This is a genomic window from Serratia ureilytica, assembly GCF_017309605.1.
Lineage (GTDB): Bacteria > Pseudomonadota > Gammaproteobacteria > Enterobacterales > Enterobacteriaceae > Serratia > Serratia ureilytica.
In genome coordinates this window covers 4,116,831-4,135,739 of sequence record NZ_CP071320.1, presented here as the reverse complement: position 1 = coordinate 4,135,739, position 18,909 = coordinate 4,116,831, and the positions used below count along the sequence as shown (strand labels likewise).

Here is an 18,909-nt window from a genome sequence, read left to right as displayed (position 1 = left end):
TAAGGCGTCCATCGGGGCGCCTTTTTTATCGTTTCAGGTATTCACTCACAAAATCAATAAAGCTGCGCAGACGGTTGCTGACGGCGCTGTCGCTGTAATAAACCGCGTTGATCGGCATGGCGACCGGCAGCGTCGCTTCCACCAGAATCGGGACCAAATCTCCACGTTTGATATCTTCGTCGCTCATAAAGTCCGACAGACAGGCGATACCGTTGCCATGCAGACAGAGATGGCGCTGGGTTTCTCCACTATTGGTGGTCAAACCGGGGGTGATTTCCAACTGGCTGCCATCTGAACAAGCCAGTGGCCAGCGGTTCAAGCTGGGCAGGTCGTTGAAGCCGATGCAGCAGTGATGTTCAAGATCTTCTACCGTTTGCGGCGTGCCGTGCTGAGCCAGATAAGCGGGGGAGGCAAGCACATGCCGGTAGCTGGTCATGAGCTTGCGTGCTTTCAGCGTAGAATCGGTCAGCTCGCCTACGCGGATCGCGATATCCACTTTTCGCTCGATCAGATTGATAAAGTTTTCCGAAGACACCAGCGATAACGACATTTCAGGATAACGTTCGCGGAACTCTGCCACTAAAGGCGTCAGCATGTGCAGCACCACCGGCGTTGCCGCGTCGACGCGCAGCAGACCTTGCGGACGCTGGCGGCTTTCCATCAGCGCATTTTCCGCCGCGGCCATGTCATTCAGTACCTTCTGCACCTGGCGAAAGTAATTCTCGCCTTCCTGAGTCAGGCTGATTTGGCGCGTGGTGCGATTGAGCAACGTCACGCCCAGTTTGCTTTCCAGTTTTTTCACCGTTCGGCTGACTACGGAGTTCGCTTGTTCCAGGCGTTCGGCCGCCCGGCTGAAGCTGCCGCTTTCTACGACGGTGACAAAGGTGATCAACTCGTCAGAGTTTGCTTTCATTTTTGCTCCGATAGCAAAGTTAATTTGAAATTTTGAGCATTTTTATCATTTAAGCATAGGCCGATAATAGCCGTCATCAACTTGAATGCTATTTCGGAGTAAAAAATGCCACTCGCATTACTTGCCTTAACCATCAGCGCTTTTGCTATCGGCACGACCGAGTTCGTGATTGTCGGGTTGATCCCGACTATCGCGGAGCAGCTTGGGGTGACCGTACCGTCCGCTGGATTGCTGGTGACTATCTATGCCCTCGGCGTGGCCATTGGCGCGCCGGTGCTGACGGCCCTGACCAGCCGCATACCGCGCAAACTGCTGCTGGTTGGCCTGATGGTGCTGTTCACTCTCGGCAACCTGCTGGCCTGGCAGTCACCCAGCTATGAATCGCTGATAGTGGCTCGGTTGTTGACCGGCCTGGCGCACGGCGTGTTCTTCTCTATCGGCTCCACTATCGCCACTAGCCTGGTGGCAAAAGAGAAGGCGGCCTCCGCCATCGCCATCATGTTTGGTGGCCTGACGGTGGCGCTGGTGACCGGCGTACCGCTGGGGACGTTCATCGGCCAGCAGTTTGGCTGGCGTGAGACCTTCCTGGCCGTTTCTCTGATTGGCGCTGTCGCCACGCTGGCCAGCGTTATTCTGGTACCGAGCAATATCAAGAACCAGGGCAGCGCCGGCGTGCGGGAACAGCTGAAAGTGCTGACTCATCCTCGTCTGCTGCTGATTTACGCGATTACCGCATTGGGGTACGGCGGGGTCTTCACGACCTTTACCTTCCTTGCGCCGATGATGCAGGAACTGGCCGGCTTCTCTGCTCCGACCGTGAGCTGGATACTGTTGGCTTATGGCGTCGCGGTGGCTGTGGGTAACATCTGGGGAGGCAAGCTGGCCGATCGTCATGGGGCCGTGCGTGCGCTGAGCTTTATCTTTGCCGCGCTGGCCATTTTGTTGCTGGTGTTCCAGCTTACCGCCAGCCACAGTATTGCCGCTTTGCTGACGGTGATTGTGATGGGCGTGTTCGCGTTCGGCAACGTGCCGGGGCTGCAGGTGTATGTGGTGCAGAAAGCCGCGCAATACACGCCAAATGCGGTGGATGTGGCGTCCGGTCTCAACATCGCGGCGTTCAACATCGGCATTGCGCTCGGCTCGGTGATTGGCGGCCAGACCGTTGCCTCACTGGGGCTGGCGCAGACCCCCTGGATTGGCGCGTTGATCGTGGTGGTTGCATTGTTACTGGTTAGCTTCAGCGGTCGCCTGGATAAAAAGTCTCAGCTGCAAACGGCTTAATACGTAAAACTCTTGCTGCCTGGCCCGCATTTTGCGGGCCTTTTCGCATTTTTCACCTATTACCCCTCACCTTTACACAGCTATACCGTCAGAAGATTGAAATCGCTGCAGGCGGCCCCTATAACTGAAAAGGTGATGCCCGCAAAAGCCATGCCCTCTATGCAGGGTAGGCGTATAATCAATTCATCGTTGGCGAGTGTTCATCGCCAGTTTTCATGTTAATGGGTAATAGGCGAATCGCGTGCCGAAACGAACTTATGCAATGAGGTATGTTGCAGGTCAGCCAGTTGAGCGAATCTTTCCTGGTGCCGTTAACCAGCCGTTGCCGCCAGGGGCGGCGCTGCCGACGACCGGCGCCCTGCGCGTCATGGTATGGAATATTTTCAAACAGCAGCGAGCCGACTGGCTTTCGGTGCTGAAGAACCATGGCAAAAACGCGCAGCTGGTATTGTTGCAAGAGGCGCAAACCACGCCAGAGTTGGTGAGCTACGCTACCGCCAACTATCTGGCGGCCGATCAGGTGCCGGCCTTTGTGCTGCCGCAGCACCCTTCCGGCGTGATGACGCTGGCTGCCGCTCATCCTGTTTACTGTTGCCCGCTGCGTGAGCGGGAGCCGCTGCTGCGGCTTTCCAAGTCGGCTCTGATCACCGTTTATCCGCTGTACAACGGCGAGCTGTTGATGGTGGTGAACATCCATGCGGTGAACTTTAGCCTAGGCGTCGACGTCTACAGCAAGCAGTTGGGGCCGATAGGCGAACAGATCGCCAGTCACCGGGGGCCGGTGATTATGGCGGGGGATTTCAACGCCTGGAGCCGCAAGCGCATCAATGCGCTGTATGACTTTGCCGGAGAGATGGCGCTGCGCGAGGTGAGTTTCACCGACGACCATCGCCGCAAGGCCTTCGGTCGTCCACTGGATTTCGTATTTTACCGCAATCTGGGAGTGGTGGAGGCGTCGGTGCTGGTGACCAGCGCATCGGATCACAACCCGCTGTTGGTGGAGTTTCATCCGGAGAAAGACTCGCCGGTATGGTGAATCGCAGCTAATAAAAAAGCACCCCGTAGGGTGCTTTTTTTGTGCCGAACATTTAAGTATCCGGCGTCATCTTGTTGCCGACAAACAGGGTCAGCTTCAGACCTGGCTGCAGGTTGCCTTTGGCGAGCGTTGAATTCCAACGCATCACGTCGTTAATATCGACGCCGTGACGACGTGCGATACTGGCGAGCGAATCACCTTTACGAACCTGGTAGGTGATACTGCTGTTACTGCCAGTATTGCTGGCCACTTGCAGGGTTTGCCCAACTTTTAAGGCGCTCTTGGCGCGTAAGTTGTTCCAACTCTGCAAATCGCTGGTCTTAACGTTCAGCCGCTTGGCTATGGCCGATAAGGTGTCGCCGGAGCGAACTTTATACGAACTGCCACCGGACAAACCGCTGTTCTTCGCCAACTGCGTCGTTGGCTGAGTCACGGCGATCTGGCCATCGGCCAGCGAGTCTTTCAGCTGATCGGCATGCCCTTTGGGAACCATGATGTAATGGGGCCCGTTGGGTGCCGTAACGCCTTTTTTGTAGCCTGGGTTATACGCTTTCATCTTGGTGACTGAAAGCCCAGCCATCTCAGCCGCCTGAGTCAGCTGGATCTGCTGCCCGACATCGATACGAGCCAGCGCACGGGTTTCATCCGTTTTCGGGAGTTTCACGCCGTACTTCTTGCTGTTCTTGATGATGTCGCTCAGCGCCAGCATTTTCGGGACATAGATTGACGTTTCACGCGGAAGCGACAATGCCCAGAAATTGGTTGGCTTACCCTGGCGTTTGTTTGCCTTCACCGCTTGCATCACGCGGCCTTCACCACTGTTATAGGCGGCTACGGTCAGTAACCAGTCGCCGTTAAACATGCGGTTCAAGCGCTGCATCATGTTAAGCGCAGCGGTTGTCGAGGCGACGACATCGCGTCGACCGTCATACCACTGATTGTTTTTCAAACCATAATTGCGACCCGTTTGCGGCACGATTTGCCATAGCCCTGCGGCGTTGGCACTTGACGTGGCGTGTGGGTCAAAAGCGCTCTCCACTATGGGTAGCAGTACCAGTTCCATCGGCATATTACGTTTCTTAATCTGCCCGACTATCCAGTACATGTACGGCTCTGCCCGTAATGTTACATCGTGGAGATAGCTCTTACTTTTTAAGTACTTTCTTTTCTGGTCACGGATCCGGGAATTTTCCGGAACCTCCATCTTCAGCTCGTCGCTAATGAAGTTCCACAGGTCCTGTTGCGCGGCGGGACTGTTGTTATCCAACCACCGCGCCGAGCTCGCTCGGCCATTTCCTGTGTACTCTCCTGCTTCACCATCTTGACCAGCCGAAGACAAACTCTGTGCATGCTGTTCTGGCGCCGGTGCGTCCTGCCTGGACGACTGGCAACCCACTAGCAAGACCGAGGCGAGAAATATCGCTTTAGCCTTCATGTGTGTGTCAATGTAGTTGCTTAAAAGACGAGCAATAATACTTTGCTTCGCCAAATAACACAACTAAAAGCTTAGAAGTTATCTTTCCGCAGGCGTAATTCGGAAAAAACTGAATGAAGGCTTTCCGGTGGTGAATTAAAGCCTAATTTCTTTTGTAAATCAGCGTAATGGCAACGTAAAAACAGGTTAATTTTGCGCTCTAATTGCAACGTGGTCGGCACGCTAGCTTGGCCTTTTGCCCTTAACGCTTCAACATGTTGTTGATATGTTTCAATCTCTCGATCTTCCGGCAAAATAGCCCGCGCAAACTTAAGATTTGAAAGAGTATATTCATGCGCGCAGCAAATTAAGGTGTTATCGGGAAGTTGCGCGAGTTGTTGAAATGAGTCGTACATTTGTTTTGCGGTGCCTTCAAACAGCCTGCCGCAGCCGGCGGAGAAAATGGTGTCGCCGCAGAACAGATAAGGGGCACTATAGAATGCCACATGGCCCAGCGTATGGCCGGGAACGGCGATAGTCCTGTACTGGCGGCCATCGATATCAAAGGTGTCGCCGTCGTGGACGATGTGGTTGGCGCCTTTGCCAGCGGTTTCCTGCGGCCCGTAGACCGCCAGGCCCGGGTATTGTGCGACAATCTGCGCCACGCCACCGACGTGATCGTGGTGGTGGTGGGTCAGCAGGATCGCCGACGGCGCCAGCTGCAGGCGCTGCAGCGCCTCGAGCACCGGCCGCGCTTCACCCGGATCGACGATAATGCAGCGCCCCTGCCGGTCATCCAATAACCAAATGTAATTGTCCTGGAAGGCGGGAATGCTGATAAGATTCATGGTGTACCTCTCGTTGGCAACGGCTTGAAAGAAGATAATAAATCATGAAACCAGCTCATACTCTACAAAAGCTCACCGGCCCGCAGTCCTGGGCTGAGCTGCCGTGGGGGGAGTACTATCGTGAAGCGCTCGAGCGGCAGTTGCAACCCTGGTGGCCCAAGCTGTTCGGCTTCCATCTGCTGAAGATGGGCATGCTCAGCGCCGAGCTGGCCACGGATAAATGCGCAATCTCCCACCAGGTCAACGTAGGGCTGGAGGGGAAAGGGCTGCAGGTGATCGCCGACGCTTATCAACTGCCGTTCGCCGCCAAATCGGTGGATGCCTGCCTGTTGGCGCATACGCTGTCCTACGCGGACGATCCGCATCGCATGCTGCGTGAGGTGGATAGGGTGTTGATCGACGACGGCTGGCTGGTTGTCAGCAGCTTCAATCCGTTCAGCCTGCTGGGATTGGGCAAGCTGGTGCCCGGATTGCGTCATCGTCAGCCCTATGTCAGCCGCATGTTTACCCAGATGCGGTTGTTGGATTGGCTCAGCCTGCTGAATTACGAGGTGTTGCACCAGGCGCGTTTTCACGTGCTGCCGTGGCACCGCAAGGGCGGCAAGTTTTTATGCACCCATTTGCCGGCGCTGGGCTGCATGAGCGTGATTGTGGCGCGCAAGCGCACCTTGCCGCTGACGCCCACGCCGATGAAACTGGGGGCGAGAAAGCCGTCTCTCAGCCGCGCGGTGGGCGCGACCAAGAGTTATCGCAAGCTGCCTTAGGCTTCCGGTTGGTAGCCGACGTCATCCTGCGTCGGTTTACCCGCCGCCTCGCGCGCCAGCTCGTCGCAGCGTTCGTTCTCCGGGTGGCCGGCGTGGCCCTTGACCCACTCCCATTTAACGGTGTGGCGCTGAATGGCCTGATCCAGCCGCTGCCACAGATCGACATTCTTGACCGGTTTTTTGTCGGCGGTTTTCCAACCGCGTTTCTTCCAGTTATGGATCCAGCTGGTAATGCCCTGGCGCACGTACTGGCTGTCGGTGCTGAGCGTCACGGCGCAAGGCACCGTCAGCGCTTCCAGCGCCACGATCGCCGCCATCATTTCCATGCGGTTATTGGTGGTCAGACGAAATCCTTCGCTGAAGGTTTTTTCCGTCTGCTTATAGCGCAGTATCGCGCCGTAGCCACCGGGGCCAGGGTTGCCAAGGCAGGAGCCGTCGGTGAAAATTTCTACCTGTTTGAGCATCTCTGGTAGACTCTTCCTATCAGTTTTATAAAAGCCAAGTCTGACATAAACGAGCGCTGTGAGCACTGCAATATGATCTCTACAACCACCAGACAGATTGTCCTCGATACCGAAACCACCGGTATGAACAAGCTTGGGGTGCACTACGAAGGGCACCGCATCATCGAAATCGGTGCGGTGGAAGTGATTAACCGCCGCCTGACCGGGCGCAACTTCCACGTATACATCAAGCCGGATCGGCTGGTGGATCCGGAAGCGTACGGCGTACACGGCATCAGCGACGACTTCCTGGCCGACAAACCTACCTTCGATCAGGTTGCCGACGAATTCCTCGACTTTATCCGCGGCGGCGAGCTGGTGATCCATAACGCGGCGTTCGATATCGGCTTTATGGATCACGAATTCCGCATGCTGCAGCAGGGGATCCCGAAGACCGAGACCTTCTGCACCATCACCGACAGCCTGATGATGGCGCGCCGCCTGTTCCCGGGCAAGCGCAACAACCTCGATGCCTTGTGCAGCCGCTATGAGATAGACAACAGCAAGCGTACGCTGCACGGCGCATTGCTCGATGCCGAGATCCTGGCGGAAGTCTATCTGGCGATGACCGGCGGTCAGACGTCGATAGCGTTCCAAATGGAAGGCGACACCCAGCAAAACGATGCCGCGCAAGAAATACAGCGTATCGTCCGCCCGGCTACGGCGATGAAAGTGGTCTACGCCAGCGACGAAGAAATAAAGGCGCACGAGGCGCGTCTGGATCTGGTGGCGAAGAAGGGCGGCAGCTGCCTGTGGCGCGGGGCGCCGGCGGAATAACGGCGTTTTTGCACGAAAAAAACGCACTGGGCAACCCTTCGTTGAAAAACTGTGCAAACGGTTCATTTGCGGAGAAAAAGGCGTTGACGGAACCGAGAGGCGTCCGTAATATGCGCCTCGTTCCCCCGCAAGAGGGAATGGCGCGGAGCGGTAGTTCAGTTGGTTAGAATACCTGCCTGTCACGCAGGGGGTCGCGGGTTCGAGCCCCGTCCGTTCCGCCACTATTCAGAAGCCCTGAGTTAGCGATAACTCAGGGTTTCGTCGTTTCCGCTCTCGGCAAAACGGTGCGGCCCAGGGAACGGGGCCGGCAGACCGGCCCCTTATCCTCAGAACAACACCGAGTAATTCAAACCGAAGGTGCGTCCGCGGCCTTTATAGCTGTACAGCTCAGGTGAGCCGTAGGTCGGGCTGTACAGGATCGGCGCGCGTTGGCCCCAAACGGTGGTGTACTCCTTATCCAACAGGTTTTCCACGCTGAAGCTGATTTTCCCCACCGGCAGGGCATAGCTGCCGAGGAAATCGAGGGTGTTGTAGCCATCTATTTTGCGGCCTTGGGTGGAGTTGGCCTTGGTATAATCGCCGTCGTCCGACACGTCGAAGGTTTGCTGCGACTGCAAGCGCAGATTCCAGTCGCCCGGCGCCCAGCCGACGTAAGCGGTGACTTTCGATGGGCTGGCGGTATCGACCACCAGCTTCTTCCATTCGCCGTTGACCTTGGTTTCAGAACGGATGAAGTTGAAGTTGGTGCCGGCGCTCCAGTCGCTGTCTTCGAAGAAGTAGTCCACCGCACCTTCCAGCCCATAGATGCGCCGCTTGTCCGCATTGACGTTAATGGTCATGTCGGTTTTGTTGATGGCGATGCTCTTGTCGGACAACGAGTAGTAGGCGGCGATTTGCGTGCGCAGGTTATCGCCGGTATAGCGCCAGCCCAGCTCGTAGGCGTTGACCTTGATGCCTTCCAGCTTGGAATCGCCGACGTTGACGCTCTTCAGCAACTGGTAATGGCCGCCGTTCAACGCGTAGGTGCCGTTGCCGTAATATTTGCCCGGATCCGGGATCTCGAAGCCCTGAGAGAAGTTGAACCAGGTTTGCTGACGCTCGGTCAAGTGCGCCAACAGACCGGCGTTGAACAGCGCATTGTTGTAGTCGGTTTTCCCTCCCGGGATGGCGTCGGCGGAGGCGGCGGCGCCGGTGGCGATCGCCTGCTGCTGGTTATAGCCGACGAAGTCGTCGATCTTGTTTTCGGTGTACTGGTAACGCACGCCGCCGCTCAGGGTGAAGATGGGATTGATGTCGTAACTGGCCTGCAGGAACGACGCCAGGTTGCTGGTGGTATAGCTCGGGTAGCGGCCGGTGCCGTAAGCGTTCTCCAGCGTCATGCCGCCGGACTGTTGGGCCTTCGCCAGGTTGAAGAACTGCTGGTTGGCGTTGAAGCTTTCATGCTCGGCGTCGAGGCCGTAAGTCAGCGTCAGCGCGTCGACAGGTTTGCTGTTTAACGTCAGTTTGCCGCCGTAAAAATCGGTTTTTTGCTGCGAAGCGCCAATGCTGCTGACGTAATAGTTCGGCGCTTTGCCCGCCAGCGTCGGGAACGGGTAGAAGGTCAGGGTTTCGTCGCGGTAGTAGACCTGCGCCACCAAATCCTGGCCGAGGAAATCGGTGTTGGAATACTGCAGGTTGATCAGATGGCGTTCGGTGCCGGGGATACGGTCGGAATTTAAGTTGCCGCTGTTGTATGCCTTGGCATTGCCGGTCACCGCCGCAAAGTTCTCTCCCAGGAACAGGCCGTGATCGCCGTCGGATTGGCTTTTATAGTATTGAGTGGTCAGTTGCAGCTGTTGGTGTTCGTCGATGTTGAGGGTGCCGGTGCCCATGACGTCGAGGCGATCGGAATACTGCAGGCCGGTTTGGGTATTGTCGATCAGCACCTCGTTGCCTTTGCCGTCGTACCAGCCACCGTAGCGTTGGTAAGAAACGGACAGGCGTCCCGAGGCGTTGTCGTTGCCACCGCTGACCGCCGCCGCCACGTTTTCGTCGTGATCGTTATGGCCGCCAAAGCCGGTTTTACTGCCGATCTGTAATTCGACCTGCTGTTCTCGTTGCCCCTTTTTGGTCACGATATTGATCAGGCCGCCGGTGCTGCCGCCGCCGTACAGTGCGGTCGCGCCGGAAATCACCTCAATATGGTCGATATTGAACGGGTCGATCGAATCCAACTGGCGGCTGTCGCTGCGCGACGAGTTCAGGCGTACGCCGTCGATCATCACCATCATCGAACGGCCGCGCATATTCATGCCATAGTTGGTGCGGCCCTGGCCGCTGACGTCCATGCCGGGGATCAGCTGAGCCAACATGTCCTTGATCTCTTTGCCGCCCTGGACCTGCTGTTCGATCTCCTGACTTTCGATCACCCATGTCGTCTGCGCCATTTCCGCCGCGCTGCGGTGCGAACGGCTGGCGGAGACGACCACCTGCTCTTCGCTGCCGTTTTTCTGATCTTCTGCCCAGGCCGCCGGCGCAAGCAACGCCAGCAGACATGGGTTTAATACCCAAAGAGGTTTGCGTTTCATCGTTATTTCCCAGGTGATATTGTCGTTACGTTGTTTTTTGAGAATGCTTCTTTTATCAATAACGTTTCTTGTTATCAATAAAATCATGATATGATTTTTTGCTATGCATTAACGTAATTAATTAGTTTTATTAACATTTATCCGCTGCGCGATCGCGCGGCCACGCCGCCAACACGGCAGCCGATCGGTCATACGTAAAAGCGACAGCCGTTGCCGGAGAGTCGAGAACATGTCCGCCAGCTACAGAATTTTTGATATCACCCTGAAAAGCAAAACGCTGATTTCGCCCTCGCTGCTGCGCTGCGTGTTTGAAGGTGCGGATGTTCATCGCATGAAGCTGGAAGCGCCTGACCAGCGCATCAAACTGCTGTTCCCGGCGGCGGACGGCAAGATCACGCCGTTGGCCAACGGCCCGGACTGGTACGGCGATTACATGGCGCTCCCCAAAGAACAGCGTCCGGTGATGCGCACCTATACGCTGCGTGCGCTGCGCTGTGAGCAGAATCAGATGGACGTCGAATTCGTGCTGCATGGCGTGAACGGCCCGGCCTCCGCTTGGGCGACCCACGCCGAGCCGGGTGACGCCCTTCAGACGGTCGCTCCCAACGCTGACTTCGACGGCGACAGCGGCGGCTACGAATGGGTGCCGCCGGCGCAGTTGCAGCAGGCGCTGTTGATCGCCGATGAGACGGCGGTGCCGGCGGCGATGGGTATTCTGGAGCAGCTGGCGCAGCAGGCCAATCCGCCGCGAGTGCAGGCATTTTTTGAGGTGCCGGTGGCGGGGGATTGCCTGGATTTGGCCCGTTTCCCGTTCGCCGAGGTTTACTGGCTGCCGCGTGACGTGGGCCACCAAATGGCGCATGGCACGCTGCTGGTGGAGGCGGTGCGCCAGCGGGTCGTTATCCCCGCGTCGGCGTGTGCGCAGGCGCAGTCCCTGGCGGAAAGCAGCCTGAGCGATGAGGTATTGTGGGAGCGTGCGGCCGGCGGTAACGCTTTTTATGCCTGGGTGGCGGCCGAGTCTTCCACGGTGAAAACGCTGCGGCGTTATCTGATCGGCGAACGCGATCTGGATCGCGCTACCGTCAACTTCATGGCCTATTGGTGCTGAGTCGGCCGCCGCCGTGCGCCTTCATCATGGGCTCTACCGCCTGGAGGCCTAAGGCGCGTCGAGCAGGCTGACGTGCGCCGCTACGATGCGCCAGCCACAGGGCAGCTTGACCCAGGTTTGCATTTGCCGCCCCCTGCGGTTGCTGCCCGGTCGATGAAATTCCGTGCTGGCCACCGCCATATCTTCACCAAAAGTCGTGATTTGGGTGTTTTCCAACAGCCGCTCCAGTCCGTTGGCCGGGCGCCGTTGACGAAAATCGCGGATCTCGTCGATACCGTAGAGGCTTTCGGTGGCGCCATAGCGCACCGTGCGCGCGTCGTGCCAGAACAACTCGTCCAGCACATCGATGTCATTGCTGATTAACGCCTGCTCATAGCGGTAAAAGGCGGCGTTGACCTCCGCCAGCACCGCCGGCCGATCGATATGTTCACTGTTCATTGATTACTCCTGTTTGCAGACGCAAGTGGCGATGCCGGCGCATTCCAGCGCATAGGCGGCGCGCAGCGCCAAATCTTCGCGCCACGGCGGGGCGATCAGTTGCAGGCCGATCGGCAGACCGGATGCGCTTTTCAAAGGAACCGTCACGACCGGCAGGCCAAGGAAGGAAATCGGCTGCGTCAGCATGCCCATACTGGCGCGGATCGGCAGATCGACGCCGTTGATGCGCATCGTTTCCTGGCCGATCGGCGTGGCGCTGCACGGCGTCGCCGGGGCGATCAAAATGTCCCAGTGCTTGAACAGCGGCGCGGCTTGCCGGCGAAACGCGTGACGAAAGCGCTGTGCCTGCAAATACCAGGTGGCGGGGAGCATGGCGCCGGCCAGCAGTCGTTCTCGCGACAGTGGCTCGAAGCGTTCGGGTTGGCTGCGCAACTGCGGCAGATAGCGATGGCCGCCCTCTGAGGCGCTGAGGATAAAGGCCGCCGATCGGGCCAGCTCGGCCTGCGGCAGCTCGACTTCGGCGCTGGCTGCCAGCGCTTGCGCCACCTGGTTGACTGCGGCTTTGGCGTCATCATTGCACCATTGCAGGAAATAGCCGCCTAACACGGCGCAGCGCAGGTTCTGGCTGCCCTGCGCCAGCAACGCTTCGGTGCGGGAAATCGGCCGATCGTTCTGGAACGGATCCTCGGCGTCGATGCCCTGCATCGCATCATACACCGTCGCGAGATCGTGCACCCGGCGGGCGAACGGGCCGATGTGATCCAGGCTGTCGACAAACGGCTGGCTGCCGCTGCGCGAAAGACGGCCGAAGGTCGGTTTCAGACCATAAATGCCGCACAGCGAGGCGGGCACGCGTATTGAGCCATTGGTGTCGCTGCCGAGCGAAAAGGTCACCAAGCCGGCCGCCACCGCTGCGGCCGAGCCGCCCGAAGAGCCGCCGGCGATGCGCCCGAGGTCATGCGGGTTTCGGGTGGCGCCGTAATGGCTGTTCTCGGTGGTGAAACCGTAGGCGTAGGCGTCCATGTTCAACATGCCGCAAAGCAACGCGCCTTGATCCGCCAGCCGGGAGACGCCCCAGGCGTCGCGGCCGGCCGGTGGCCGATCGCTGAACAGGCGGGCGCCGGCCAGCGTGGTTTCACCGGCGACGTCGAACAGATTTTTTACCGCATAGGGAATGCCGGCCAAAGCGGGCAGCGTTTGCCCAAGCGCGCGCGAACGGTCAAGGCGATCGGCTTCTTTTTGCATGCGTTCCCGGGTGATGTGCGTAAAGGCGTTCAGCGCGGGATTCTGACGGTCGATGTGATCGAGCGTATGCCGGACGATCTCGCGCGCCGAGAGCGCGCCGCGTTCAAGGGCCGTACGGATCTCGGCGAGCGACAGGGCGCTTAAGGGATTCATGGGCGATATACCCCCGCGATTTCCTGGCGCGGATCCAGCGGGAAGGCCATCAGCGGTTCGGCCAGCGCGGCGATGCGTTCGATCTGTTTCAACAGTTCCCGGCGGCGGACATCGTCCAGTTCCACGGCCAGCACGGTTTCCATCTGGTGGATATAGGCCGCCCAATCGGCGGCGTGTTGATTGTTCATAAGCGATCCCGATAAATAAGAGAGTCAGAAGCCGGCGGCGCTGCCGTTGCTTCGCGGATCGAAAGCGCCTTCGAACATGCCGTTGGTGTGGCGTACGACGGCGCCGGCATGGCCGACCGTTTCGCTGAACGCCGGCAGCAGTTCAACGGCGTGGCCGCGCTGTCGCAGATAGTCGAGGGTCGCCGCGTTAAAGCGCCCCTCAAGCTTCAACGAGTCCGAACTTTCGCCCCAGGTTCGCCCCAGCAGCCAGCGCGGCGCGCTGATCGCCTGCTGCAGCGGCAGCCCTTGCACCACGTGCCGCACGAACAACGCCGCTTGAGTCTGCGGCTGGCCGTCACCGCCCATCGAGCCGTAGATCAGCGTGCGTCCGTCATACAGCCGGGCGGCGGCCGGGTTCAGCGTATGGAACGGCTGCTTGCCCGGCGCCAGCGCCAGCAGATGATCGGCGTCCAGGCTGAAAGAGGCGCCGCGGTTTTGCCACAGGACGCCGCTGTTCGGCAGTACCATGCCGCTGCCGAATTCGTGGTAGATGCTCTGAATGAAGGAGACCGCCAGCCCGCTGCTGTCCATCACCCCCATCCAGACCGTATCGCCGGGTCCTTTGCCCTGGCCCCAGTCGGCCGCTTTTTGGCCGTCGATGCGCCCGGCCAGCCTATCCAAATGGTCGGCCGCCAGCAGCGCCTGCGGATCCTGCGTCATGTGGCGCGGATCGGTGATGAAACGGTCGCGCAGATCGAACGCCAGCTTGGTGGCCTCGACCACGGCGTGCACCACGGCGCCTTCGCTCTGTCCGACCAGCGGCAGACGGTCGGTCAGCCCGAGGATGGCAAGCGACACCAGCCCTTGGGTCGGGGGAGCCAGATTGAATATTTCACCTTTTTGGTGTTCCAGGCGCAGCGGAGGACGGCGGCATGGCCGATAACTCGCCAGATCATGAGCGGTGAGCGGCATGCCCAACATCGCCATGTCCGCCGCCATGCTCTCAGCCAGCGGCCCGCGATAAAAACTGTCGAGCCCGTCCTCACTTAGTGCGATCAGCGTATCGGCCAGCTGCGGTTGGCAGAATCGTTGGCCGGCAAGCGGGATCTTTCCCTGCGGCAGGTAAATGCGGGCGAAGGGGGCGAACTCCTCCAGCTCGTGGCGTTTGCTGCGCGTCGCCGCCTCTTGGGAGGCGGTGACCGGAATGCCGTCGGCGGCGTAGCGTATGGCGTCGGCGAGCAACCGCGACAGCGGCAGCGGCGTTTCGCCCAGTTCGGCCGAATAGGCCAACGCCTCCTGCCAGCCGCCGACGGTGCCGGCCACGGTCAACGCCGCTTTTGGGCCGCGCTGCGGGATGCGGCTTTCTCCGGCGTACAGCGCCGGCGTCGCCAGCGAGCCGGCGGCGCCGCTGGCGTCGATGGTCAGCGGCTCGCCCTGCGGCGGCACGATCAGCCAGAAACCGTCACCGCCGATGCCGTTCATGTGCGGATAGACCACGGCGATGGTCGCGGCGGCGGCCACCATCGCCTCAATGGCGTTGCCGCCTTCGCGCAGCACCGCCAGCGCGCTTTCGCTGGCGAGATGGTGTGGCGTGACCGCCATGCCCTGTGGCGCGGTATTGCTGTTAATCATGTTTGTGCCCTTGTCTGAGGTGAGCGTTCGGGTAACAGAAGCAAGAGGCGTTCCACTTTTAATCAGGACGATTAATTGCTTGTCAGAGAGGGGCCGGGGCGTGCTATGTTCCGGTGAAACAAAAGTTACAGCGAGAGTGATGATGCAGCCCTTCGATGAACGCCTGCGCAACGAATATCCACAATTGGCGCCGCAGGAACAGCGCGTCGCCGACTTTATCCTCGATCATTTCGATGACCTGATCAGTTACAACAGCGCCGAGCTGGCGCGCTTGAGCGGGGTTTCTAAAGCCACGGTCAGCAGGCTGTTCAAGCGGTTGGGGTATCGCAGCTACAAGGACATGCGCGCTGAGCTGCGCACCCTGCGCCAGAGCGGCATGCCGGTGACCGACGAGAGGCATGCGGTGCAGGGTAATACGCTGCTGGCGCGGCATTACAAGCAGGAAATGGCTAACCTCTCGCACTGGGTGAGCCATCTCGATGTGGAGCAATTCGGTGCGGTGATCGCTGCGCTGGCGCGGGCGCGGCGGGTCGCGCTGCTGGGGTTTCGCAACAGCTATCCGATAGCCATGCATCTGCGTCAGCAGCTGATGCAGGTGCGGGAGCGGGTGCTGCTGATGCCGCAGCCCGGCCAGACGCTGGCGGAGGAGCTGGTCGAGCTCGCGCCGCAGGATATGGCGGTGGTGGTGGCGTTTCGGCGCCGGCCGCGTCAGCTCAAGGCGATACTGACACAGCTGCAAACTCGCCGGGTGCCGACGCTGTTGATCTGCGAACCGCAGGCGCAGTCGCTGATCCCGCTGGCGGACTGGCATTTGGCCGCTTCGCTGGACAGCGTCTCCGCCTTCGACAGCTATTCAGCCGCCATGAGCTTATGTAACCTGCTCAGTAACGCCCTGCTGCATGAGATGTTGGAGCAGGGGCGATCGCGTATTCATCATATTGCCGGTCTGTATCAGGATTTGGACGAACTGGAACCGCGCTAACCGGCGCTTTTTTGGTGCTGATGCACATTTTCGGTGCATCTCTGGCCTGCCTGCTTTCCCTTTCTCCGTCGCCGGCCCGCTGAGGTCGGCAGGTTTTTTCTCGTTAATTAGCGCCAGTTAAGGCATGGGTTCGAAATATTTTCGATTGGCACATTAGTTGCAGAGTCTGTGGTGTAAGAATCTTTTGTTTCATCTTTTCACCATCGGGGATACGCTATGAACATCAAAAAAACGCTGTGGACGGTTTTCACTGGGATCGCCTTGCTGGCGCAGGCCGCGCCGACCATGGCGGATCAATTGCAAGAGATCCGGCAGCGCGGCGTCCTGCGCGTGGCGGTGCCGCAGGATTTCCCGCCATTCGGCTCGGTGGGCACCGATCTGCAGCCCCAGGGTTATGACATCGATATGGCGCGTTATCTGGCCGATAAGATGAAACTTAAGTTGCAGTTGGTGCCGGTCACCAGCGCCAACCGGGTGCCTTATCTGCAGACCAATAAAGTGGATCTGGTGATCTCCAGCCTGGGCAAAAATCCGGAGCGTGAAAAGACCATCGCCTTCAGCCGCGCCTATGCGCCGTTCTTCCTGGGGGTCTTTGGTCCTAAAGACGGCGCGTTGGCGGACATGGCGCAGCTCGATGGCAAGACCGTCGGCGTCACGCGCGGTGCGGTGGAGGATATGGTGCTGAGCGACGGCGCGCCTAAAGGGGCGCAGATCAAGCGTTATGAGGATAACAACACGACGCTGTCGGCCTATCTCTCCGGGCAGGTGCAGTACATCGCCACCGGTAACATGGTGGTGAGCGCCCTGGCGCGCCAGAATCCGGGCAAGGCGCCGGCCGCCAAGTTCATGTTGAAAGATTCGCCGTGCTTCGTGGGGTTGCGCCAGGGAGAACCGGCCTTGAAAGCGGCGGTGGATGCGCTGATTGGACAGGCGCTGGCGGACAAGACGCTGAATGGCCTGTCGGAGAAATGGTTGAAGGCGCCGCTGCCCGATGGTTTTGGCGCATAACGGGAGCGGCGGATGACCTATCAGCTGAATTTCTCCGCGCTCTGGCCCTACATGCCTGAGCTGTTGGCGGGGTTACTGACGACGATGGCGCTGACGGCGCTGGCGACGTTGATGGGGGTTGCGCTGGGCATTTGCGGCGCGGCGATCCGCAGCGGCCGGGCCGGCGCGCTGAGCCGCCTTTGGGGCGTTTACGTCGAAGTGGTGCGCAACACGCCGTTCGTCGTGCAGTTGTTCTTCATCGTGTTCGGCCTGCCGAGCCTGGGCTGGAAACTGACGGCCGGGCAGGCGGCGCTGCTGGCGATGGTGATCAACCTTGGCGCCTACAGCACCGAAATTATTCGTGCCGGCATTCAGGTCACGCCGAAGGGGCAGTGGGAAGCGGGGCGCGTGTTGGGGCTCAGCCGCAGCCAGACCTTTTTACGCATCGTACTGCCGCCGTCGCTGCAGCGTATTTATCCGGCGTTGGTGAGCCAGTGCATCATCGTGATGCTGGGATCCTCGGTGGTGTCGCAGGTCTCATTCGAAGAGCTGACCTTCGCCGCCAACCTGATCCAGTCGCGCACCTTCCTCAGCTTTGAAGTCTATCTGGTGACGGCGCTGCTTTATCTGTTGTTGTCGCTGTTGATGCGTCAACTGTTACTGGCCGCCGGGCGGCGTTTTTTAGGGAGCCGGAACTGATGCTGACGTTTACCGATTGGGACATCGTGCGCAATCTGCTGTTGGCGGCTCGCTGGACGCTGCTGCTGTCGTTGACGGCGTTCTTCGGCGGCACGCTGGTGGCGCTGCCGCTGGTGTTGATGCGCCTGAGCAAGCGCCGCTGGGCAATGCGTTTTGTCCGCGTTTACGCTGAACTGTTTCAGGGCACGCCGCTGCTGATGCAGCTGTTTTTGGCGTTTTTCGGTCTGGCGCTGTTCGGCGTCGACGTCAGCCCATGGACCGCGGCCGCGCTGGCGCTGACGCTATTCACCAGCGCTTTTCTGGTGGATATCTGGTCCGGCAGCATCGCCGCCTTGCCGAAAGGTCAGTGGGAGGCAGCCCGTTGTCTCGGGCTGAGTTTCACGCAGACGCTGATGCGCGTCATCACGCCGCAGGCGGTGCGTATCGCCATTGCGCCGACCGTCGGTTTCTCGGTTCAGGTGATCAAGGGCACCGCCTTGGCGTCGATCATTGGCTTCGTCGAGCTGACCAAGGCCGGCACCATGCTGAACAATGTGACTTATCAGCCCTTCAAGGTGTTTGGTCTGGTCGCATTGGGCTATTTCCTGATGTGCTATCCCTTGTCGCGTTACAGCCATTATCTGGAGAAGAAATGCCATGCCGATCATCACCATTAATCAGGTTCAAAAATATTACGGTCAGAATCATGTGTTGAAGGGCGTGGATCTGGATATCGACATGGGGCAGGTGGTCTCGATCATCGGCCGCAGCGGGTCTGGTAAAAGCACGCTATTGCGCTGCATCAACGGGCTGGAGGGGTATCAGGAAGGGAGCATCAAACTGGGCGGCATGACCATCACCGATCGCGATTCGCAGGCGCGTGAAATCAGCCGCTCGATTGGCATGGTGTTTCAGAACTTCAACCTGTTCCCGCATATGACGGCGCTGGAAAACGTGATGCTGGCGCCGCGCCGGGTGCTGAAAAAAAGTGCTGCCGAGTGCCGCGAGTTGGCCGAACAGATGCTGAACAAGGTGGGGTTGGGTGAGCGCATGCATTACGCGCCGGCCAACCTTTCCGGCGGGCAACAGCAGCGGGTGGCGATCGCCCGGGCGCTGGCGATGAAACCGAAGGTGTTGCTGTGCGATGAGATCACCTCGGCGCTGGATCCCGAGCTGGTGGGTGAAGTCCTGAAGGTGCTGGAACAGTTGGCGCGAGAGGGCATGACGCTGATTCTGGTCACTCATGAAATGAGCTTCGCCCGCGAGGTGGGCGACCGGGTGGTATTTATGCACCAGGGCAAGGTGTGGGAGCAGGGAAATAGCCGCACGCTGTTCGCCAATCCGCAAACGCAGGAATTGAAACAGTTTATCGCTTCTGTGCGCGGGTTGTCAGAAGCCTGATTTCGGCAAATAAAA

At 59.1% G+C, this 18,909-nt stretch carries 19 protein-coding genes and 1 tRNA gene; 11 read left to right on the top strand and 9 right to left on the bottom strand.

Annotated features, from left to right (window positions below):
- Positions 1 to 25: 25 nt before the first annotated feature.
- Positions 26 to 913 (bottom strand): DNA-binding transcriptional regulator YafC, encoded by an 888-nt coding sequence (gene yafC, locus J0X03_RS19590; RefSeq protein ID WP_060659930.1) that lies wholly within the window; start codon positions 911 to 913, stop codon positions 26 to 28.
- A gap of 105 nt (positions 914 to 1,018) precedes the next feature.
- Here yafC and J0X03_RS19585 point away from each other — a divergent pair, with 105 nt between their 5' ends.
- On the top strand, positions 1,019 to 2,194 hold the full coding sequence (locus J0X03_RS19585; RefSeq protein WP_160203991.1) for an MFS transporter: 1,176 nt from the start codon (positions 1,019 to 1,021) through the stop codon (positions 2,192 to 2,194).
- A 262-nt stretch (positions 2,195 to 2,456) separates the two neighbouring features.
- A complete protein-coding gene (locus tag J0X03_RS19580; protein WP_202396323.1) occupies positions 2,457 to 3,230 on the top strand; it encodes an endonuclease/exonuclease/phosphatase family protein in 774 nt (257 codons plus the stop codon).
- Between the two features lie 52 nt (positions 3,231 to 3,282).
- Here the strand turns inward: J0X03_RS19580 and mltD are convergent, their stop codons facing one another.
- On the bottom strand, positions 3,283 to 4,665 hold the full coding sequence (mltD, locus tag J0X03_RS19575) for a murein transglycosylase D (protein WP_033650995.1): 1,383 nt from the start codon (positions 4,663 to 4,665) through the stop codon (positions 3,283 to 3,285).
- 71 nt (positions 4,666 to 4,736) lie between these two features.
- Complete coding sequence (gene gloB, locus J0X03_RS19570) at positions 4,737 to 5,492, bottom strand: hydroxyacylglutathione hydrolase (RefSeq protein ID WP_160203993.1); 756 nt, start codon at positions 5,490 to 5,492, stop codon at positions 4,737 to 4,739.
- A gap of 44 nt (positions 5,493 to 5,536) precedes the next feature.
- On the opposite strand from gloB, the gene J0X03_RS19565 reads away from it, so the two are divergent.
- Entirely contained in the window at positions 5,537 to 6,256 is a 720-nt protein-coding gene (locus J0X03_RS19565; protein ID WP_160203994.1) for a class I SAM-dependent methyltransferase, read from the top strand.
- Here J0X03_RS19565 and rnhA read toward each other — a convergent pair.
- Positions 6,253 to 6,720 carry a ribonuclease HI gene (gene rnhA, locus J0X03_RS19560; RefSeq protein WP_033641944.1) on the bottom strand — a complete coding sequence of 156 codons (468 nt, stop codon included), beginning with the start codon at positions 6,718 to 6,720 and terminating at the stop codon, positions 6,253 to 6,255. The two genes, J0X03_RS19565 and rnhA, sit on opposite strands and share 4 nt — an antisense overlap.
- A gap of 72 nt (positions 6,721 to 6,792) precedes the next feature.
- Between rnhA and dnaQ the strand changes: the two genes are divergently transcribed.
- Positions 6,793 to 7,536 (top strand): DNA polymerase III subunit epsilon, encoded by a 744-nt coding sequence (gene dnaQ, locus J0X03_RS19555; protein ID WP_033641945.1) that lies wholly within the window; start codon positions 6,793 to 6,795, stop codon positions 7,534 to 7,536.
- Between the two features lie 144 nt (positions 7,537 to 7,680).
- A tRNA-Asp gene (locus tag J0X03_RS19550) sits at positions 7,681 to 7,757 on the top strand.
- A gap of 105 nt (positions 7,758 to 7,862) precedes the next feature.
- Here J0X03_RS19550 and J0X03_RS19545 read toward each other — a convergent pair.
- Entirely contained in the window at positions 7,863 to 10,103 is a 2,241-nt protein-coding gene (locus J0X03_RS19545; RefSeq protein ID WP_069099974.1) for a TonB-dependent siderophore receptor, read from the bottom strand.
- A gap of 229 nt (positions 10,104 to 10,332) precedes the next feature.
- Here J0X03_RS19545 and J0X03_RS19540 point away from each other — a divergent pair, with 229 nt between their 5' ends.
- Complete coding sequence (locus tag J0X03_RS19540) at positions 10,333 to 11,211, top strand: siderophore-interacting protein (RefSeq protein ID WP_160203995.1); 879 nt, start codon at positions 10,333 to 10,335, stop codon at positions 11,209 to 11,211.
- A 48-nt stretch (positions 11,212 to 11,259) separates the two neighbouring features.
- Here J0X03_RS19540 and hpxZ read toward each other — a convergent pair whose 3' ends face one another.
- From hpxZ to J0X03_RS19520, 4 genes are read right to left on the bottom strand one after another with little or no spacing between them, the layout of a single operon-like run.
- Positions 11,260 to 11,649: an oxalurate catabolism protein HpxZ gene (hpxZ, locus tag J0X03_RS19535; RefSeq protein WP_033641948.1), complete on the bottom strand. Its 390-nt coding sequence runs from the start codon at positions 11,647 to 11,649 to the stop codon at positions 11,260 to 11,262.
- Positions 11,650 to 11,652: 3 nt separating this feature from the next.
- Positions 11,653 to 13,047 carry an AtzE family amidohydrolase gene (locus tag J0X03_RS19530; RefSeq protein ID WP_160203996.1) on the bottom strand — a complete coding sequence of 465 codons (1,395 nt, stop codon included), beginning with the start codon at positions 13,045 to 13,047 and terminating at the stop codon, positions 11,653 to 11,655.
- Positions 13,044 to 13,235, bottom strand: a complete 192-nt coding sequence (hpxX, locus tag J0X03_RS19525; protein ID WP_033651000.1) for an oxalurate catabolism protein HpxX — start codon at positions 13,233 to 13,235, stop codon at positions 13,044 to 13,046. The genes J0X03_RS19530 and hpxX overlap by 4 nt, the downstream gene beginning before the upstream one ends.
- A gap of 24 nt (positions 13,236 to 13,259) precedes the next feature.
- On the bottom strand, positions 13,260 to 14,846 hold the full coding sequence (locus J0X03_RS19520; RefSeq protein ID WP_149542533.1) for a gamma-glutamyltransferase family protein: 1,587 nt from the start codon (positions 14,844 to 14,846) through the stop codon (positions 13,260 to 13,262).
- A 142-nt stretch (positions 14,847 to 14,988) separates the two neighbouring features.
- Here J0X03_RS19520 and J0X03_RS19515 point away from each other — a divergent pair, with 142 nt between their 5' ends.
- From J0X03_RS19515 to J0X03_RS19495, 5 genes are all read left to right on the top strand, one after another.
- On the top strand, positions 14,989 to 15,828 hold the full coding sequence (locus J0X03_RS19515; RefSeq protein ID WP_033651179.1) for a MurR/RpiR family transcriptional regulator: 840 nt from the start codon (positions 14,989 to 14,991) through the stop codon (positions 15,826 to 15,828).
- Positions 15,829 to 16,044: 216 nt separating this feature from the next.
- Positions 16,045 to 16,836 (top strand): transporter substrate-binding domain-containing protein, encoded by a 792-nt coding sequence (locus tag J0X03_RS19510; RefSeq protein WP_033641952.1) that lies wholly within the window; start codon positions 16,045 to 16,047, stop codon positions 16,834 to 16,836.
- A gap of 12 nt (positions 16,837 to 16,848) precedes the next feature.
- Positions 16,849 to 17,514 (top strand): amino acid ABC transporter permease, encoded by a 666-nt coding sequence (locus J0X03_RS19505; RefSeq protein ID WP_033634112.1) that lies wholly within the window; start codon positions 16,849 to 16,851, stop codon positions 17,512 to 17,514.
- The gene (locus tag J0X03_RS19500) at positions 17,514 to 18,170 is read left to right on the top strand and encodes an amino acid ABC transporter permease (protein ID WP_033641953.1); all 657 of its coding nucleotides are present in this window, start codon (positions 17,514 to 17,516) and stop codon (positions 18,168 to 18,170) included. Before J0X03_RS19505 ends, J0X03_RS19500 begins: the two co-directional genes overlap by 1 nt.
- A complete protein-coding gene (locus J0X03_RS19495) occupies positions 18,151 to 18,894 on the top strand; it encodes an amino acid ABC transporter ATP-binding protein (protein ID WP_033641954.1) in 744 nt (247 codons plus the stop codon). Before J0X03_RS19500 ends, J0X03_RS19495 begins: the two co-directional genes overlap by 20 nt.
- Positions 18,895 to 18,909 lie beyond the last annotated feature (15 nt).

Coding starts and splice junctions, on each gene's coding strand:
- J0X03_RS19530 (WP_160203996.1), bottom strand. CDS start 13,047: ATGAATCCCTTAAGCGCCCTGTCGCTCGCCGAGATCCGTACGGCCCTT.
- gloB (WP_160203993.1), bottom strand. CDS start 5,492: ATGAATCTTATCAGCATTCCCGCCTTCCAGGACAATTACATTTGGTTA.
- J0X03_RS19545 (WP_069099974.1), bottom strand. CDS start 10,103: ATGAAACGCAAACCTCTTTGGGTATTAAACCCATGTCTGCTGGCGTTG.
- J0X03_RS19500 (WP_033641953.1), top strand. CDS start 17,514: ATGCTGACGTTTACCGATTGGGACATCGTGCGCAATCTGCTGTTGGCG.
- rnhA (WP_033641944.1), bottom strand. CDS start 6,720: ATGCTCAAACAGGTAGAAATTTTCACCGACGGCTCCTGCCTTGGCAAC.
- mltD (WP_033650995.1), bottom strand. CDS start 4,665: ATGAAGGCTAAAGCGATATTTCTCGCCTCGGTCTTGCTAGTGGGTTGC.
- J0X03_RS19585 (WP_160203991.1), top strand. CDS start 1,019: ATGCCACTCGCATTACTTGCCTTAACCATCAGCGCTTTTGCTATCGGC.
- J0X03_RS19565 (WP_160203994.1), top strand. CDS start 5,537: ATGAAACCAGCTCATACTCTACAAAAGCTCACCGGCCCGCAGTCCTGG.
- J0X03_RS19515 (WP_033651179.1), top strand. CDS start 14,989: ATGCAGCCCTTCGATGAACGCCTGCGCAACGAATATCCACAATTGGCG.
- yafC (WP_060659930.1), bottom strand. CDS start 913: ATGAAAGCAAACTCTGACGAGTTGATCACCTTTGTCACCGTCGTAGAA.
- dnaQ (WP_033641945.1), top strand. CDS start 6,793: ATGATCTCTACAACCACCAGACAGATTGTCCTCGATACCGAAACCACC.
- J0X03_RS19510 (WP_033641952.1), top strand. CDS start 16,045: ATGAACATCAAAAAAACGCTGTGGACGGTTTTCACTGGGATCGCCTTG.
- J0X03_RS19580 (WP_202396323.1), top strand. CDS start 2,457: ATGAGGTATGTTGCAGGTCAGCCAGTTGAGCGAATCTTTCCTGGTGCC.
- J0X03_RS19540 (WP_160203995.1), top strand. CDS start 10,333: ATGTCCGCCAGCTACAGAATTTTTGATATCACCCTGAAAAGCAAAACG.
- hpxX (WP_033651000.1), bottom strand. CDS start 13,235: ATGAACAATCAACACGCCGCCGATTGGGCGGCCTATATCCACCAGATG.
- J0X03_RS19495 (WP_033641954.1), top strand. CDS start 18,151: ATGCCGATCATCACCATTAATCAGGTTCAAAAATATTACGGTCAGAAT.
- hpxZ (WP_033641948.1), bottom strand. CDS start 11,649: ATGAACAGTGAACATATCGATCGGCCGGCGGTGCTGGCGGAGGTCAAC.
- J0X03_RS19520 (WP_149542533.1), bottom strand. CDS start 14,846: ATGATTAACAGCAATACCGCGCCACAGGGCATGGCGGTCACGCCACAC.
- J0X03_RS19505 (WP_033634112.1), top strand. CDS start 16,849: ATGACCTATCAGCTGAATTTCTCCGCGCTCTGGCCCTACATGCCTGAG.